This is a genomic window from Stenotrophomonas sp. PUT21 (assembly GCF_052232875.1).
Classification (GTDB): Bacteria; Pseudomonadota; Gammaproteobacteria; order Xanthomonadales; family Xanthomonadaceae; genus Stenotrophomonas; species Stenotrophomonas maltophilia_N.
On record NZ_CP197645.1, the window covers coordinates 55,482 to 71,233 of the forward strand.

Here is a 15,752-nt window from a genome sequence, read left to right on the forward strand (position 1 = left end):
GTGCCGACAGTGGGTCGGCACCTGCCTTCACCGCCGTGTCGCGTGCACGCGCGCAAGCGACCGCGGAACGGCACCTGTCTCCATCGCCATCCGGTAGGTACCGACCGCTGGTCGGCACATGCCTTCCACGGGCGGCTTCGGTTGCACGCCCTCCGGTCATGACGAGGGAATCCATGCTGTCACGCACCACACCGCGCATCCCATCCCGCCTTCTCACGCTTGGCCTGTCCTGCACCCTGGCCATCGCGCCCAGCGCACGGGCAGCCGATCCGGCCGACACCTTCAATCGGCTGCTCGATCAGGCTGTCACCCATGAACACCTGCCGGGCATCGCCATGGCCGTCGTCGAAGACGGCAAGACCGTCTTCATCGGCACCCGCGGTGAGCGCCGTGCGGGGCAGGGCGAGCCGGTTGATCCGGACACCCTCTTCAAGATCGCCTCCAACAGCAAGGCGATGACCGCCGTGCTGCTCGCCCGGTTGGTCGAGCGCGGTCTCCTGCGTTGGGATGATCCGGTCATCAAGTACCTGCCGCAGTTCCGCATGCATGACCCGTGGGTGACGCAGCAGATGCAGGTGCGTGATCTGCTGATCCACAACAGCGGGCTGGGCCTGGGCGCGGGCGATCTGATGCTGTGGCCCGAGCCGAACCGCTTCACGCGTGAGGACATCATCGCCGGGCTGGCCCATCTCAAGCCGGTCACCAGCTTCCGCAGTGGCTATGCCTACGACAACCTGATGTATGTGGTCGCGGGTGAAGTCGCCGCGGCAGCCGGTGGCAAGCCCTACGATCAGTTGCTGCGCGAGGAGGTCTTCGTGCCGTTGGGGATGGATCGCTGCCAGGTCGGCGCGTGGTCGGTCACGGCCGTCGGCAATGTCGCCCAGCCGCACACGCGCAAAGACGGTCGTAACATGGTGCGCGGTGCCGAGGGTGACATCAGTGCCGACTTGACCTCGATGGCGGCCGGTGGCATCCGCTGCAGCCTGCGCGACATGACCCGCTGGATGCAGGTGCTGCTCGATCCGGCGCTGGTACCCGGTTGGCTGGGCACGGTGCAGCGCCACGCGCTGTGGACCGCACACATGCCGATGCCGCTGGGCGAGCGGCAGCGCCGCTGGGACAACGCACACGTCTCTGCCTACGGCTACGGCTGGCGCCTGTCGGACATGGACGGGCAGTGGAAGGTGGCCCACACCGGCACGCTGTCGGGCATGTATTCCTCGCTCGCCCTGCTGCCGGACCGCAAGGTCGGCGTGGTGATCCTGATCAACAGCGATGCCGAAGACGCCCGCACCGCGCTGATGCAGGCGGCGTTGAAGCACTACACCGCACCGGGGGACGGCACCGATGTGGAGCACTACCTGACGCTGCTGGAGCAGGAGCGTGCCGGCCGCCGCGAGGCCGGGCAGGTGCGCCCGGATACCCGTGCGCGCCGTCCGGTCCCGCTGCGCACCATGGCCGCCGCGCAGGGCCGCTACCGCGACCCATGGCTGGGCGAGGCACTGCTCTGCCCGCAGCAGGGTGCGTTGCGCTTCAGCGTGGCCAAGTCGCCGATGCTGCGTGGCCAGGTCATGCAGCTCGGGGAGCGCTGGCTGGTGCAGTGGGATACCCTCGGGGCCGATGCCGAGCCCTGGTTGCAGCTGCAGCCTGGTGCGCCGCCCACGTTGACCTTGGCCGCGATCGATCCGGAGATCGACTTCAGTTATGACTACCAGGACCTGTACTTCACCCGCGTCGGCGATTGCCCGTAGCACGCTGCTGCTGGCGCTGCTGACAGGCAGTGCCCACGCGGCAGCGCCGGCGGTCACCGTCTCGCCGGCCCGTGACGTGGCCGAGGCCGGGCTGGTCGACATCCGTACGCTGGCACCGGCGATCGAGCAGGACATCCGCTACGCCGGCGTGGACAACTTCACCGGCCGGCGCGTGCCCAGCTATGACACGCCCAAGTGCTATCTGCTCGCCCCGGCCGCCACCGCGCTGGCGCAGGTGGAGGCCGACCTGCGTACCGAAGGCTTCGCATTACGTCTCTTCGATTGCTATCGCCCGGCTCACGCGGTGAAGGCCTTCGTGGCTTGGGCGCACGACCCGCAGGAGCAGTCGCGCAAGGCCCTGCAGTATCCGGACATCGACAAGCCGGCCCTGCTGGGCGGCTACATCGCCGAGACCTCCGGCCACAGCCGCGCCGCCACCGTGGACCTGACCCTGCTCGATTGCCGCACGGGTCCCTGCGCCCCCATGGACATGGGCACCGACTTCGATTTCTTCGGCCCGCGCGCACATACCGATGCGCCGGAGATCAGCGCGGCCCAGCGCCACCACCGCCAGCAGCTGCGCCAGGCGATGGCCCGGCGCGGCTTCGCCAACTACCCGATGGAGTGGTGGCATTTCACCCTGCAGCCCGAGCCGGCGCCGACCACCGCCTACGACGTGCCGGTCCGTTGAGGCGCACCGCTACACTGTGCGCTGACCGCCTGATCGGACCACGATGAACCTGCCGCTGCATTTTGGATTGCTGGGAACGCTGGAAGCGGGCCTGATCGCACTGCTGGTCGGGCTGCTCGTGTATGCGCTGTGGCATCGGCTGTGCCGCTGGGCAGGATGGACCGACGGCCACGCGATCGGCTGGGCCTGCGTGATAGCGGTCGTGGCCTCGGCGGGCATCGATGCGTGGAACTTGTTCTACATGGGCATGATGCGGCTGGAGTCGCCGCTGTATGCGCGCTTGTTCCTGGCCAGCATCCACGATCCGAATGAGCTGGGCTCGCGCGTCGTGCTCGAAGTGGCCGGCGCGATTGGCGGTGTCGCACTGGGGTGGCTTGTGTTCAGTTCCCGCTCAGCCGGCAAAAACAGCAACGCCGCGTGAGATTGCGTTCGCATCCGGTTAAATCCGCTGCCATTGAATGCCTGTGTTACCAACTGCTCACCTGCGGCTAACCACTGCGGTAATGCACGCGTTCGGGGAGGTGGTTAAGACCGCGTGCGCAGTGCGATCAAGGGGCAATATCGATTCACAAACGGGGTGGCAGTGTGGGGCCGTGCGGAAACAACAGGCCGCGCAACACATAACCAAGGAGACCACCCCAATGACTACTCGCATCCGCAAGCCCCTGATCGCCCTGATCGTCGCCGCAGGCAGTGTGCTGGCCATTCCGGCGATGGCCCAGTCGGCACAGCACAGTGCCGCGCAGGCGCAGAATCAGGCTGCTCAGGCCCAGCAGGCGGCGGCGCAGGCCGGTGACGCAGCAGATACCGCTGCCAATGCCGCAGCCCAGGCTTCCGCGCAGGCCAACGGGGGCGGTGGCCAGACCTGGGCCAGCGTCGATACCGACGGCAACGGCACGATCAGCAAGGCCGAGGCACAGGTGAACGCGGGCCTTGCCCAGGTGTTCGACCAGGCCGACACCAACAAGGACGGCGAGCTCTCGCCGGATGAATACAAGGCGTACGTGGCCGCCCAGCAGGGCAAGGCCTCCGATAGCGGCGCCCAGCAGAGCAAGTAAGAACCGGGGACACCGGTAGCGCAGTGAGGGGGAAAGGGCGGCTTCGGCCGCCCTTTCTTTTTGTGCCGGCGGTTGGGCCGGCTTGGCCGCTGTTGGTATCCTTGGCCGATGATGACTTCCCTGCCCACGCCGCAAGGCGCTATCGGCCTGGTTGGTTTTGACGGTGATGACACGCTGTGGAAGAGCGAGGATTACTACCGCAAGGCCGAGCAGGATTACCTCGACATCCTGTCGCGCTATGTCGACGTGCACGACACCCAGACCGCGCGCCACCTGCTGGAAGTACAGCAGCGCAACCTCGGCGTGTTCGGCTACGGCGTGAAGGGCATGACGCTGTCGATGGTCGAAGCAGCCATCGAGATCACCAACCAGACCATCAGCGCCCGCGACCTGCAGCAGATGCTCGACATCGGGCATGACACCCTGCGCCACCCGGTCGAGCTGATCGACGGCGTGCGTGAGTCGGTCACCGAGATCGCCCGCGACTACCCGGTCGTGCTGATCACCAAGGGTGACCTGTTCCACCAGGAAGCCAAGATCAAGCTGGCCAACCTGCGTGACCTGTTCCCGCGCATCGAGATCGTCTCCGAGAAAGATCCGGAAACCTACGCCCGCGTGCTGGAGGAGTTCGATCTGCCGATCCAGCGCTTCGTGATGGTCGGCAATTCGCTGCGCTCGGATATCGAACCGGTGGTCACCCTCGGCGGTTGGGGCATCCACACCCCGTACGCGGTGACCTGGGCGCACGAGACCCAGCACGGCGTCGCCGACGACGAACCGCGCATGGTCGATGCGCCGACCGCCTTCGAGTGGCCGCAGGCGCTGCGCACCATCGAAGCGAAGGCGGCACAGGCCGGATGATGCGCGCCGGCCTGCTCGCGCTGCTGCTGATGCTGCCCTGGGCAGCCGCGGCCGAGCAGACCCCGGAGAAGTCCGCCGCCTACGTGGTGGACACTGGCGATGCCTGGGTGGACACCCAGCTGCAGGACATCAACCACTACGCCGAGCGCTACCCGGACAGCTTCCTGGATGAAGTCTCGCGCTACGCCGGGGTCTCGCGCGGCTATATCGCCGCGCTGATGCACACCCACGGCTGGCAGGCGGGCGACATCTACTTCGCCTGCTTCTGGGCCCACGTGATCGAACGTTCCTGCCGCGAGAGTGTGCAGACGTGGTCGCGCGCGGTGCCGGAGGAGGGCCAGGCCAAGCGCTGGGACGCCGTGGTCGCCGAGCTGCCGGTCACGCCGACCAACCTGCACTGGCGCGCCCTGCGCCATGCCATCGTCGCCAGCCACGATCACTGGGACCGCCCGGTGAAGCTCGACGCCACGCTGCAGCGCCAGCTCGGCAACCGCGAGCAGCGCCAGCGTGCGGCGAGCAGTCCCACGCCACCTGCGCGCTGAGCTGCCGCGCACCCACCCACCGGGTGCCAACGGGTGGTTACCCGGTTGTCCCTTTGCTGCTGTGCAGATCGCGGTAACCCCCCGCCCTCGGCGACAATGCAGCGCTTGCTGCACCTTCCCCGTGATCCGTTGCCGAGTACGTCATGAGCGCCGACCGTTTCGTTTCACCCGACGATATCCGCAGCCTGTTCGCCCAGGCGATGTCCACCATGTACCGCACCGAGGTGCCGCTGTACGGCACGCTGGTGGACCTGGTGGCCGAGATCAACGACGCCGTGCTGACCGCCCATCCGGCGCTGGCCGAGCAGCTGGACCGCACCGATGAACGCGCCCGGCTCGACCAGGAACGCCACGGCGCGATCCGGGTCGGTACTGCCGGGGAACTGGCGACGCTGGGCCGCCTGTTCGCGCTGATGGGCATGTACCCGGTCGGCTATTACGACCTCTCGGTGGCCGGCGTGCCGGTGCATTCCACCGCCTTCCGCCCGCGCACCGCGCAGGCGCTGGCGCGCAATCCGTTCCGGGTGTTCACCTCGCTGCTGCGGCTGGAGCTGATCGAGAACGCCGCGCTGCGCGAGCAGTCCGCCGCCATCCTCGCCCAGCGCCGGATTTTCACCGATACCGCGCTGGCCCTGATCGAGCAGGCCGAGCGCGACGGCGGGCTCGATGAAGCCGATGCGCGCCGCTTTGTCATCGAAGCGCTGGAGACCTTCCGCTGGCATGGCGACGCCACCGTCTCGCTGGCCACCTACCACGCGCTGCATGACGCGCACCGGCTGATCGCCGATGTGGTCAGCTTCCGCGGCCCGCACATCAATCACCTGACCCCGCGCACGCTGGACATCGATGCTGCGCAGGCGGGCATGCTCGCGCGTGGCATCGATGCCAAGGCCGTGATCGAAGGCCCGCCACCACGCCGCTGCCCGATCCTGCTGCGCCAGACCAGCTTCAAGGCGCTGGAAGAAACCGTGCATTTCCCCTCGGGGGATGCGGGCGATGCCGGCACGCATACCGCGCGTTTCGGCGAGATCGAACAGCGTGGCCTGGCGCTGACCCCCAAGGGCCGCGCGCTGTATGACCAGTTGCTGGCACAGGCGCGCGACAGCGGCGGTGCCGGCAGCACCGGGCAGGATTACCCGACGCGCCTGGCGGCGGCGTTCACTGCCTTCCCGGATGACCACGACACCCTGCGCCGCGAAGGCCTGGGTTACTACCGGTACGCCCTGACCGAGGCTGGCCGCGCCAACCCGGCCGCGGTCGGCGAGCTGCCGGCCGAAGCGCTGATCGCTGCCGGCCTGGCCAGCGCCGACCCGATCGTCTACGAGGATTTCCTGCCGGTCAGCGCCGCGGGCATCTTCCAGTCCAATCTGGGCGGCGACGAACAGCGCGCCTATGCCGCGCATGCCAACCGCGATGCCTTCGAGCAGGCGCTGGGCATGAAGGTGGAGGACGAGTTCGCGATCTACGCGCGGCTGCAGGCCGAGTCGCTGGCGAGCCTTCGCAACGCCTGACGGAGGGGGCCGGCCAGCGGCCGGCACAACCGGGAACCCACCGCCCCGGTAGGTACCGACCGTTGGTCGGTACCGTGCATCATCACGCACGACTGCAGCACGCCATGACCAATGGTCGTGGCCTACCGCTGGGGGATCACGCCTTCATCGTGCCGGTATCGAGCCAGCGCTGGTGCCACGACAGCGCTTCGGGCAGCAGATGCGGGGTGTGCTTGCCATAACTCTCGCGGCTGGCGCGGTCGAAATAGTCATTCAACTGATCGCGGAAATCCGGATGCGCACAGTTGTCGATCACCACCCGCGCTCGCTTGCGCGGGGTCAGCCCGCGCAGATCGGCCAGGCCCTGTTCGGTGACGATCACCGAGACATCGTGCTCGGTGTGATCCACATGGCTGACCATCGGCACGATCGCCGAGATGCTGCCGTTCTTCGCCGTCGAGGGGCTCAGGAACGCGGACAGGAACCCGTTGCGCGCGAAGTCGCCCGAGCCGCCGATGCCGTTCATGATCCGGCTGCCCATCACGTGGGTCGAGTTGACGTTGCCGTACAGGTCGGCCTCGATCATCCCGTTCATGCCGATGCAGCCCAGGCGGCGCACCAGCTCGGGATGGTTCGAGATCTCCTGCGTGCGCATGATGATGCGCTCGCGGTAGAAATCGATGTGCTCCTTGAAGGTCTCGTTCGCCTGAGGGCTCAGCGCGAAGCCGGTGCACGAGGCGTAGCTCAGCACGCCATCGCGCAGCAGGTCGAGCATGCCGTCCTGGATCACCTCGGTGAACGCGCTCAGATCGCGGAAGCCACTCTTGGCCAGCCCGGCCAGCACTGCGTTGGGGATGTTGCCCACGCCGCTCTGCAGCGGCAGCAGGTTGGCCGGCAGGCGGCCCTTGGCCACTTCGTGCTTGAGGAACTCGATCAGGTACTGCGCGATCTGCTCGCTGGTGGTATCGATCGGGCTGAATGGACTGTTGCGGTCCGGGCCGTTGGTGCGCACCACCGCCACGATCTTGTCCGGGTCGCAGCGCAGCGCGGTCTCGCCGATGCGGTCGTTGGCATGCACCAGCGGGATCGGCTTGCGGTGCGGCGGCAACGCGGTGCCGTAGTAGATGTCATGCATGCCGTCCACGCCGGCCGGCTGCCACTCGTTGACCTCGACGATCACCTTCTTGGCCAGGTCCAGCCAGGTCTTGTTGTTGCCGACCGAGGTGGAGGGCACCAGCGAGCCATCCTCGCGGATCGCCGAGACCTCGATCACCGCCGTGTCGATGTCCCCATAGAAGCCGAACCACACGTGCTGGGCGACATGGCTGAGGTGGATGTCGATGTAATCCAGCTTGCCCTCGTTGATGCGGTTGCGCGCATCCGGGTCGCTCTGGAACGGCATGCGCATGGCGATGCCATCGGCCTTGGCCAGCGCCCCATCCAGTTCCGGCGCGGTCGAAGCGCCAGTCATCAGGCTGATCTGGAACGGCAGGCCCTGGGCGTGCACCGCCTCGATGCGCTGCGCCAGCGCGACCGGCACCGCCTTGGGGTAGCCTGAACCGGTAAAGCCGCTCATGGCGACGGTTTCACCCGGCTGGATCAGGGCGGCGGCAGCTTCAGCGGAGACAACGCGGTCACGCAGACGCGCGTTTGCAATGCGATCGACAGACATGACGACAACGTTTTTGGGGGATCCCCATTATCGGCGATCCGTGCAGCGGCAGGGGTTCTACCTTGGTGGGATGGCGTTTTCACATCTACGCCTCCCTGTTCAGCTTTCCGGCCTACTTCTGTACCCGCAAGTATTGTTTTGCAGTGCAGCGTGCAAGTTCTTCGCCGACCCTAGAAGATCGACCTGCATCCCGACGTGGGGGAGGGAGCAGAGCCCGCTGGCAGTTCGCTGCAAGCGGGCTTTTTTATGCGCGCCGTTCGGGCAAAGGCACGCCCCGCCGCGCCGCCTGATGGCTCGCTACGCGTCCGTTGGTCCCCGCACATCACGGGCATGGCGCCTGGCTGGGGAACACCACGCCGCGATGCCACATAATCCCCCCATGCCGATTTCCGACCTCGCTGCGCCCGCGCGCGTCCCCGACGCCCTTGTTCCACTGGTTGATCGCGCGTTGGCGCGCCTGGCCCTGTCGCTGACCGATGGCGGCCACTGGCCGCCGCCGGCCCCCGTACTCGACACCCTGCGTGCACTGGCCGTCACCAGCGATTTCGCCATCGACACGCTGTGCCGCCAGCCGGCGCTGTTGTCGCATCTCACCCAGGACGGCTGCCCGCCGCTGCCCCTGCCCGAACTGGACCCGCTGCAGCCCAGCGAATGGCAGCAGCGCCTGCGCCGCTACCGCACCGCCGCCTCCACCCGCCTGATCTGGCGCGACCTGACCGGGCTGGATGACGTGCCCGCCACGCTTGCCGGAGCCACCCGCCTGGCCGAGCAGTGCCTGCAACTGGCGCTGTCCGCGCTGGAGCAGGAATTCACCGGCCGCCACGGCGTGGTGCGTGCCACCGATGGCAGCGCGCAGCAACTGGTGGTGTTCGGCTTAGGCAAGCTCGGTGGTGGCGAACTCAATTTCAGTTCGGATGTGGATCTGGTCTACGCCTACCCGCAGGGCGGCGAATCCGATGGCGCGCGCCCGCTCGCCGCCGAGGAATACTTCGCACGCCTTGGCCAGCGCCTCGCGCGGCTGCTGGATGACACCACCGTGGATGGCTTCAGCCACCGCGTCGATCTGCGCCTGCGCCCGTTCGGCAACGCCGGCCGCGTCGCGCTGTCGTTCGCCGGCATGGACCAGTACTTCCAGCGCGAAGGCCGCGACTGGGAGCGCTATGCCTGGCTGAAGGCGCGCGCCGTCGCCGGGGATATCGCGGCGGGCGAAGCGTGGCTGCAGACGCTGCGTCCGTTCGTCTACCGCCGCTATCTGGATTTCACCGCACTCGATGGCCTGCGCGAGATGAAGGCCGCGATCACCGCCGAGGTCTCGCGCCGCGAGATGCACGACGACATCAAGCGCGGCCCCGGTGGTATCCGTGAAATCGAGTTCCTCGCGCAGGCGCTGCAGCTGATCCGCGGTGGCCGCGAAGCGCCGCTGCGCGAGCGTCGCCTGCTGCACGCGCTGCCGGCGCTGGTCGCCTCCGGCCAGATGGCCGAACAGGATGGCGCCGACCTGCTGCACGCCTACGGATTCCTGCGTCGCCTGGAAAACCGCCTGCAGATGCTGCGCGACGCGCAGACGCACGCGCTGCCCACCGACGCCACCGACCGTCTGCGCATCGCCAGCGGCCTCGGCTACGCGGACTGGGACGCGCTGGTTGCCGCGCTCGATGTACAGCGCGAGCGGGTCAGCACCGAGTTCGCCGCACTGCTCGCACCGCGTCGGGGCCAGGCCGCGCCGGATGCGCTGGCCAGCTACTGGCGCGGCCTGCCCGACAACGGCAGCGCCGAGGTGCTGGCCGAGGCGGGCTTCTTCGATGCCGGCAGTGCCGATCAGTCCCTGCGCGATTTCGCACAGAGCTCCGGCGTGAAGTCGCTGTCCGATGCGGCGCGTGCGCGCCTGGACCGCGTCCTGCCGGCGCTGCTGCACGCCGCCACGCGCTCACCGCAACCGGACGCCGCGCTCAAGCGCGTGCTCGGCCTGCTGCAGGCGGTCATGCGCCGTACCAGCTATCTCGCCCTGCTGGACGAACAGCCCAGTGCGTTGGCGCGCCTGGTGGATGTGCTTGCCCGCAGCGCCCTGCTCGCCGAGCGTCTGGCGGCGTATCCGCTGCTGCTCGATGAACTGCTGGACGTGCGCGTCTCCGGCCCGATGCCGGATGCCGCAGGGATGCAGGCCGAGTGCGATATCGCGCTGACCCTCGATGATCCCGAGGCCGCGCTGCGCCTGCTCAACGAGACCCGCCTGGCGCTGAGCTTCCGCATGGCGATGGCCACACTGGATGGGCGCCAGCGCGCGGTCGACACCACCCGGCAACTGGCCGAGCTTGCCCAAGCCGTCGTCGTCACCGTGCTCGCGCTGGTGCAGGCGGACATGCAGCGCCAGCACGGCGGCATTCCCGGCGGACGTTTCGCGATCATCGGCTACGGCAGCCTGGGCGGACTGGAGCTGGGCTTCGGCTCGGACCTGGATCTGGTCTTCCTACACGATCACCCGGCCGATCAGGACAGCAGTGACGGCCCGCGCCCGCTGGACCCCGGCCGCTGGTACGCGCGCCTGGCGCAGAAGGTGATGGCGATGCTCGGTGCGGTCACCGCCGCCGGCCGCCTGTACGACATCGACGTGCGCCTGCGCCCGGATGGTGGCAAAGGCGCGCTGGTGTCCTCGCTGGCCAGCTACACCGAGTATCAGCGCGAACGCGCCTGGACCTGGGAGCACCAGGCACTGGTGCGTGCACGCGCGATTGCCGGTGACGTCTCGTTGCTGGCCGATTTCGAACAGGTGCGCGCGGCGACGCTGGCGCGCCCGCGCGACAACGCCGTGCTCTACACCGACGTGTTGAAGATGCGTGCGCGCATGCGTGCCGAGTTGGACCGCAGCGACGCGGCGCGGCTCGATCTCAAGCAGGGCCCAGGCGGAATCGTGGATCTGGAGTTCCTGCTGCAGACCGGCGTGCTCGACAGCGCAGGGTCGCATCCACAGGTGGTGGAACCACGCGACACCCCGAGCCTGATCGACGCGCTGGCCGACATCGCCTGGCTGCCCGGTGGCACCCGCGAGGGCCTGCACGAGGCACATGCCGCGCTGCTGGATGTCGGCTTGGCCTGCACGCTGGACCGCCGTCCGCGCCTGGCGCCACCAACGCCTGCATTGGAAGCAGCACGCGCGATGATCATCGCGGCGAGCGATGCGGCGGGATTGCCGTTCCAGGTGCCGATCGACGCCGCGAGTTGACACCCCGGTGGCCGTGCACGGTTGAAGGGTAGCGCCACGCCATGCGTGGCCGGCGTCACGCCGCGCGCGGCGCCATCTTCCACAGCAGCGCGCGGAACGGCGCCAGCAGGAACACACCGATCGTCAGCTTCACCGCCAGATCGCCCAGCGCCCAACTCACCCACGGCAGGCTGGAACCGGCGAACGCGATGCTCCAGAAAATCGTCGTATCCAGCGTCGCGCTGCAGGTGGTCGCCACCATCGGCGCGCGCCACCAGTGCCCGCGGCGCAGCCGGTCGAACACGGTGATGTCCAGCAGCTGCGCAGCGATGAAGGCCAGGCACGAGGCCACCGCGATCCGCGGCGTGGCGATCCAGATCGACAGCAGCACCGCCAGCGCAAACCCCGCCCACGCCACCCGCCGTGCCGCCGCCGGACCAAAGCGGCGGTTGATCAGATTGCTGACCAGGAACGCGACCGGATAGCTGAAGGCGCCCCAGGTGAGCCAGTCATTGATCGGGTACTGCACCAGCACGTTCGAGCCGAGCACCACCGCGCCCATGGCCAGCACTGCCAGCAGCAGCGAGCGCGGGGTCAACGGGGCAAAAGCAATGGCAGGACGCGCGGACATGGCGAGCCGGAGGAGGTGGGGGAGCAGCGGATTATCCGGGCTTGACCGGCCCAGGGCCAGCCCGGGCCGGTTCAGTCAGAAGCGTTCGCTCATGCTGGTGGCTGCCGCATCGTTGGTCGGCAGGAACGCCAGCGCGGTGCCTTGGGCATCGGCCACCATCCAGCCCGCGCCGGCCGGGGTAGGCGTGAAATCCAGCACATCGCCTGCCTTCACACCTGCCGCCGGGTTGTCGGCGCGCGCCGGCCACGCCACCACGGCCGGGGCATCCGGTGCCTGCGGGTTCTTCAGCTCCACCTCGTAACTGCCATCGGGCTGGTGCGTCACACGCTCCACGGTGAGCGGCGGCAACGGCCCGGCCTTCTGCCGCTTCGCGGCCCGGGCGGCACGGTTGTGTGGCATGGAGGCGTCATGCAGCTGGCTGACCCCCAACGCACTGAGCCAGACGGGCGCGGTGATCACTGCCAGGCTCACCACCGAGGTCGTCAGCACGCTGCTGGTGACGGGCGAGGCATTGCTGAGGTTCTGGGCGCCGGCCGGGAAGCTGGTCGCGAGCAGGGCCAGCGCCAGCAGCGGCGCAACAGCGGGACGGGACATCCGGTTCATGCAACGGCTCCAGTGGGCAGGGGCAGCAACGGGTTACCAGCGCGCACTTGGCTGCGCCGCGGCCGCATCGATGGGCAGGAAGGCCAGTGCGGTGCCCTCGGCGGTGGTCACCGTCCAGCCGGCGCCACCTTGCGTCGGCGTGAGGGCCAGGACATCACCCACGGCCACCGCTGCTGCCGGGTTGTCCGCGCGCGCGGGCCAGGCAATCACGGCCAGGTCATCCGGTGCCTGCGGGTTCTGCAGGGCCATTTCGATGCCGCCTTCGGGCGTGTGCTCCACCTTCTCCACGGTGAGCGGCGGCAGCGGCCCGGCCTTGTCACGTGCGTCCTTGGCCGCGCGGCTGCGCCGGGCCGAGGCGTCGCTGGCCTTGCTCAGGCCGGCCGAAACCAGCCACACCGGTGCGGTCACCACCACCACGCTCACCACCGAGGTCATGATGGCGCTGCTGGCCACCGGGTGATTGATGCCCACCACCTGCGCGGGTGCCGGCAGGCTGGTCGCGCACATGGCAATGGCCAACAACGGCGTAACGATGCTGCGCGTAACTCGTCTCATCGAAGATCCTTCTGATGGCTCAACATAGGCCGGCAGTATGCGCGCTGGCGTGCTGCCCGCCGCTGACTCACGGTTTGGGCGCGGTAATGCCCTTCACCGGTACATGCGGCACCGCCAGTTCCTGCTGCAGGCTGCTGCGCAGCTTGAGGAAATCGAAGATCGATTCCACTGTCACCACCGAATAATTGCCGGAAATGCGCTCACTGGCCGGGTGGTCGGTGACGGCCGCATTGGGCACGAAGAAGCGCGCACCCAGCCGCTTGGCCACGCCGATGTGCAGCGTGGTGGGGGTATACATGTGCCGCTGCAGCCATTGCTGCGCCTGGGTGCGGTTGACGATCAGCGTCCGCTCTTCCACCTGCGCCATCGCCGCGCCCAGCACTTCCAGCACCCACTGGTTGGAATTCTGGTACTCGGTGCGGAACGGATAGGCCACCACGCTGTAGCGCGCCTCGTGCAGCGCCTTGGCCTGGATCGCCGGCTGGGTGAGCATCGCCTTGAGGGCATCACGCAGGGCGGGCGTCGGCACGCCGATGCGCAGGTCGGTGTGGCTGGAGGTCTCACCGATGAATGTCGCCACGCCCTCGCGGAACAAGTGGGACTCGGCGGTCTTGCACGGATTGAGCAGGTGCACCGCGCGCCAGTGGCCATCGTCCTCGCGCAGCAGGAAGGCCAGATGGCTGTGGCGCAGGCCGTACTTGCTCAGGTCCTGGCCGCCGCGGGCGATCAGCACCACATCCACGCCATCGAGTGCGTCCAATGCATCGGTGGTGGCCAAGGCCACATCGAACATCGAGGCCAACGCGGCCGGCGTGGGATAGCGTTCGGTGCACTGCGGCTCGGCCTGCGCGGTCAGCGCAGCGCCCAGCAATACAGCGCACAGCAGCGCGGGGTGCAGGCGCTTGATCAGCGCAGCGCAGGGTACGTCCATGTCACACGGTCTCCGGCGGCACCGGCCGCGGCCGCATCATAACGCCGTGGGAAGACGTCAGGCCTGAATCCCTAGCCGTGCACGCACTTCCTCGGCAACCCGCGTGGTCTCACGCAACGGTTCGATGCGGCCGTGCGTCTGCCAGTCCAGCCAACGCGTCTGCAACCGGCCACGTTCGCGCAGCGCGTGCTGGAAGTGCGCCAGCCGTCCCTGCGCCTGGTCGGCCAGGGCCACGGCGACCGGCATCCGTGTGGCGCACGCTTCAGAGAGCAGGTTCACCGAATCCGGCGAGACCACCACGCGGTTGGCCCAGCCCAGCAGCCCGGCATACGGGTTCACGCCGTCGCCGCCATCGCCCCAGATCACATTCGGCACATCGGCAAACGCACTGCGCAGCGCCCCGACCAGGGCCGGCGGGGTACGCCGCGAGGTCGTGGCCAGCAGGCTGCCGCCTTCCTCACGCAACTGGGAAGCAAGCTGCTGGAACACCTGCACCATGTCCGGCTCATGCCACGGCGCGTGCGGGGTCGGCCCACCCACCAGCAGCGCGGTGCGCGGGCCGGGCAACGCGCTGAACGCAGCGAACGCGGCGCGGCCGCAGGCCAGCCAGTCATCGTTGACCGGATTGAGGCTGCCCAGCAGGGTGAGTACATTGCTGCCGCGCAGGCGGTCATGCTCGGGCACCACCAGCAGGTCCCAGTGGCGTGGGCTGAGGCGCGGGTCGAGGATCTGCACCACCTTGGTGCCACGGCGACGCAGTTCGCGCAGCGCACCGGCGGCCTGGCGGCCACAGCCGACGGCCAGCTCCGGCGCCTCGGCGGCCAGTGCAGCAAAGGCTTCGCCGTAACCGTTGGCGGCACCCGGCAACCAGCGCGGGGCCAGCCAGCGCCAGGGCGCGCGCGGGGTGAGCACCAGCGGACGATGCGCCCCCAGCTTCAATGCCGTGGCCAGGGCCACCGCCTGCCGCACATTGCCGGCACGGCCGTCAGTGATCGTCCAGGGCGGACTCCATCGTTTCACGTATGGCATTAATTCGTTTCAGTCAGGCTGGGTGTTGCAACTGTCGCGACACTCTACACTGCCAGCCTTCGCCGATCGCGCTGTCGCCCTGCCACGGTAGCCGATGCGCGAACGATTCCCCTTATTTCCGGAGGCTTCATGTCCCACGTCCTTGACGATGCTGCGCTCGATCAGTTGTTCCGTACCGCCCGCACCCAGAACGCCTTCCTTGATAAGCCGGTCGACGACAGCCAGCTCAAGGCGCTGTACGAGCTGCTCAAGTGGGGCCCGACTGCCGCCAACGGCAGCCCGGCGCGCTTCGTGTTCGTGAAATCCCCCGAAGCCAAGGCCAAGCTCGCCCCGGCGCTGTCTGAAGGCAACCACGACAAGACGCTGGCTGCCCCGGTCACGGTGATCGTCGCCTTCGATGAAGACTTCCACGAAAAGCTGCCGTTCCTGTTCCCGCACACCGATGCCAAGGCGTGGTTCGACGGCCCGCGTGAAGGCCGTACCGAAGGCGCGTTCCGCAATGGCAGCCTGCAGGGCGCCTACCTGATCCTGGCCGCGCGCGCGCTGGGTCTGGATGCCGGCCCGATGTCCGGCTTCGACAACGCCAAGGTCGACGAAGCCTTCTTCAAGGGCACCGCGATCAAGTCGAATTTCCTCGTCAACCTGGGGTACGGTGACGCCTCGGGCCTGTTCCCGCGGCTGCCTCGCCTGTCCTTCGACGAAGCTGCCCGCATCGCATAAGCGTTACCGCCGGATAGCG

The 15,752-nt window shown here is 68.2% G+C and carries 15 protein-coding genes; 9 read left to right on the forward strand and 6 right to left on the reverse strand.

Going from position 1 to position 15,752, the window contains the following annotated elements:
- The first annotated feature begins 173 nt into the window (after nt 1–173).
- The 7 genes from ACTT2I_RS00255 to hglS all read left to right on the forward strand — a co-directional run bounded on the left by ACTT2I_RS00255 (nt 174) and on the right by hglS (nt 6,414).
- Nucleotides 174–1,751, forward strand: coding sequence for a serine hydrolase domain-containing protein (locus ACTT2I_RS00255; RefSeq protein ID WP_421100686.1), 1,578 nt, complete (start codon nt 174–176; stop codon nt 1,749–1,751).
- Nucleotides 1,705–2,442: a M15 family metallopeptidase gene (locus ACTT2I_RS00260; RefSeq protein ID WP_421100685.1), complete on the forward strand. Its 738-nt coding sequence runs from the start codon at nt 1,705–1,707 to the stop codon at nt 2,440–2,442. The genes ACTT2I_RS00255 and ACTT2I_RS00260 overlap by 47 nt, the downstream gene beginning before the upstream one ends.
- 43 nt (nt 2,443–2,485) lie before the next feature.
- Nucleotides 2,486–2,863, forward strand: a complete 378-nt coding sequence (locus tag ACTT2I_RS00265) for a hypothetical protein (RefSeq protein WP_088434576.1) — start codon at nt 2,486–2,488, stop codon at nt 2,861–2,863.
- A 220-nt stretch (nt 2,864–3,083) separates the two neighbouring features.
- Complete coding sequence (locus ACTT2I_RS00270) at nt 3,084–3,500, forward strand: EF-hand domain-containing protein (protein WP_421100684.1); 417 nt, start codon at nt 3,084–3,086, stop codon at nt 3,498–3,500.
- A gap of 108 nt (nt 3,501–3,608) precedes the next feature.
- Nucleotides 3,609–4,361 carry an HAD family hydrolase gene (locus ACTT2I_RS00275; RefSeq protein ID WP_088434578.1) on the forward strand — a complete coding sequence of 251 codons (753 nt, stop codon included), beginning with the start codon at nt 3,609–3,611 and terminating at the stop codon, nt 4,359–4,361.
- Nucleotides 4,358–4,903: a hypothetical protein gene (locus tag ACTT2I_RS00280; protein ID WP_421100683.1), complete on the forward strand. Its 546-nt coding sequence runs from the start codon at nt 4,358–4,360 to the stop codon at nt 4,901–4,903. Before ACTT2I_RS00275 ends, ACTT2I_RS00280 begins: the two co-directional genes overlap by 4 nt.
- 143 nt (nt 4,904–5,046) lie before the next feature.
- Nucleotides 5,047–6,414: a 2-oxoadipate dioxygenase/decarboxylase HglS gene (gene hglS, locus ACTT2I_RS00285; RefSeq protein ID WP_421100682.1), complete on the forward strand. Its 1,368-nt coding sequence runs from the start codon at nt 5,047–5,049 to the stop codon at nt 6,412–6,414.
- 136 nt (nt 6,415–6,550) lie between these two features.
- On the opposite strand, the gene ACTT2I_RS00290 is transcribed toward hglS, so the two are convergent.
- The gene (locus ACTT2I_RS00290; RefSeq protein WP_070471520.1) at nt 6,551–8,065 is read right to left on the reverse strand and encodes an acetyl-CoA hydrolase/transferase family protein; all 1,515 of its coding nucleotides are present in this window, start codon (nt 8,063–8,065) and stop codon (nt 6,551–6,553) included.
- A gap of 379 nt (nt 8,066–8,444) precedes the next feature.
- On the opposite strand from ACTT2I_RS00290, the gene glnE reads away from it, so the two are divergent.
- Nucleotides 8,445–11,285, forward strand: a complete 2,841-nt coding sequence (gene glnE / locus ACTT2I_RS00295; protein ID WP_421100681.1) for a bifunctional [glutamate--ammonia ligase]-adenylyl-L-tyrosine phosphorylase/[glutamate--ammonia-ligase] adenylyltransferase — start codon at nt 8,445–8,447, stop codon at nt 11,283–11,285.
- Nucleotides 11,286–11,340: 55 nt separating this feature from the next.
- On the opposite strand, the gene ACTT2I_RS00300 is transcribed toward glnE, so the two are convergent.
- The 5 genes from ACTT2I_RS00300 to ACTT2I_RS00320 form a co-directional block, all read right to left on the reverse strand.
- Nucleotides 11,341–11,895, reverse strand: a complete 555-nt coding sequence (locus ACTT2I_RS00300) for a queuosine precursor transporter (RefSeq protein ID WP_088434582.1) — start codon at nt 11,893–11,895, stop codon at nt 11,341–11,343.
- A 75-nt stretch (nt 11,896–11,970) separates the two neighbouring features.
- On the reverse strand, nt 11,971–12,498 hold the full coding sequence (locus ACTT2I_RS00305) for a hypothetical protein (protein ID WP_443096748.1): 528 nt from the start codon (nt 12,496–12,498) through the stop codon (nt 11,971–11,973).
- 33 nt (nt 12,499–12,531) lie between these two features.
- Nucleotides 12,532–13,053 carry a hypothetical protein gene (locus ACTT2I_RS00310; protein WP_293978282.1) on the reverse strand — a complete coding sequence of 174 codons (522 nt, stop codon included), beginning with the start codon at nt 13,051–13,053 and terminating at the stop codon, nt 12,532–12,534.
- A 67-nt stretch (nt 13,054–13,120) separates the two neighbouring features.
- The gene (locus ACTT2I_RS00315; protein ID WP_421100679.1) at nt 13,121–13,984 is read right to left on the reverse strand and encodes a DUF2145 domain-containing protein; all 864 of its coding nucleotides are present in this window, start codon (nt 13,982–13,984) and stop codon (nt 13,121–13,123) included.
- A 57-nt stretch (nt 13,985–14,041) separates the two neighbouring features.
- Entirely contained in the window at nt 14,042–15,013 is a 972-nt protein-coding gene (locus ACTT2I_RS00320; RefSeq protein WP_088434586.1) for a mitochondrial fission ELM1 family protein, read from the reverse strand.
- A 129-nt stretch (nt 15,014–15,142) separates the two neighbouring features.
- Between ACTT2I_RS00320 and ACTT2I_RS00325 the strand changes: the two genes are divergently transcribed.
- The gene (locus ACTT2I_RS00325) at nt 15,143–15,733 is read left to right on the forward strand and encodes a malonic semialdehyde reductase (protein WP_088434587.1); all 591 of its coding nucleotides are present in this window, start codon (nt 15,143–15,145) and stop codon (nt 15,731–15,733) included.
- Nucleotides 15,734–15,752 lie beyond the last annotated feature (19 nt).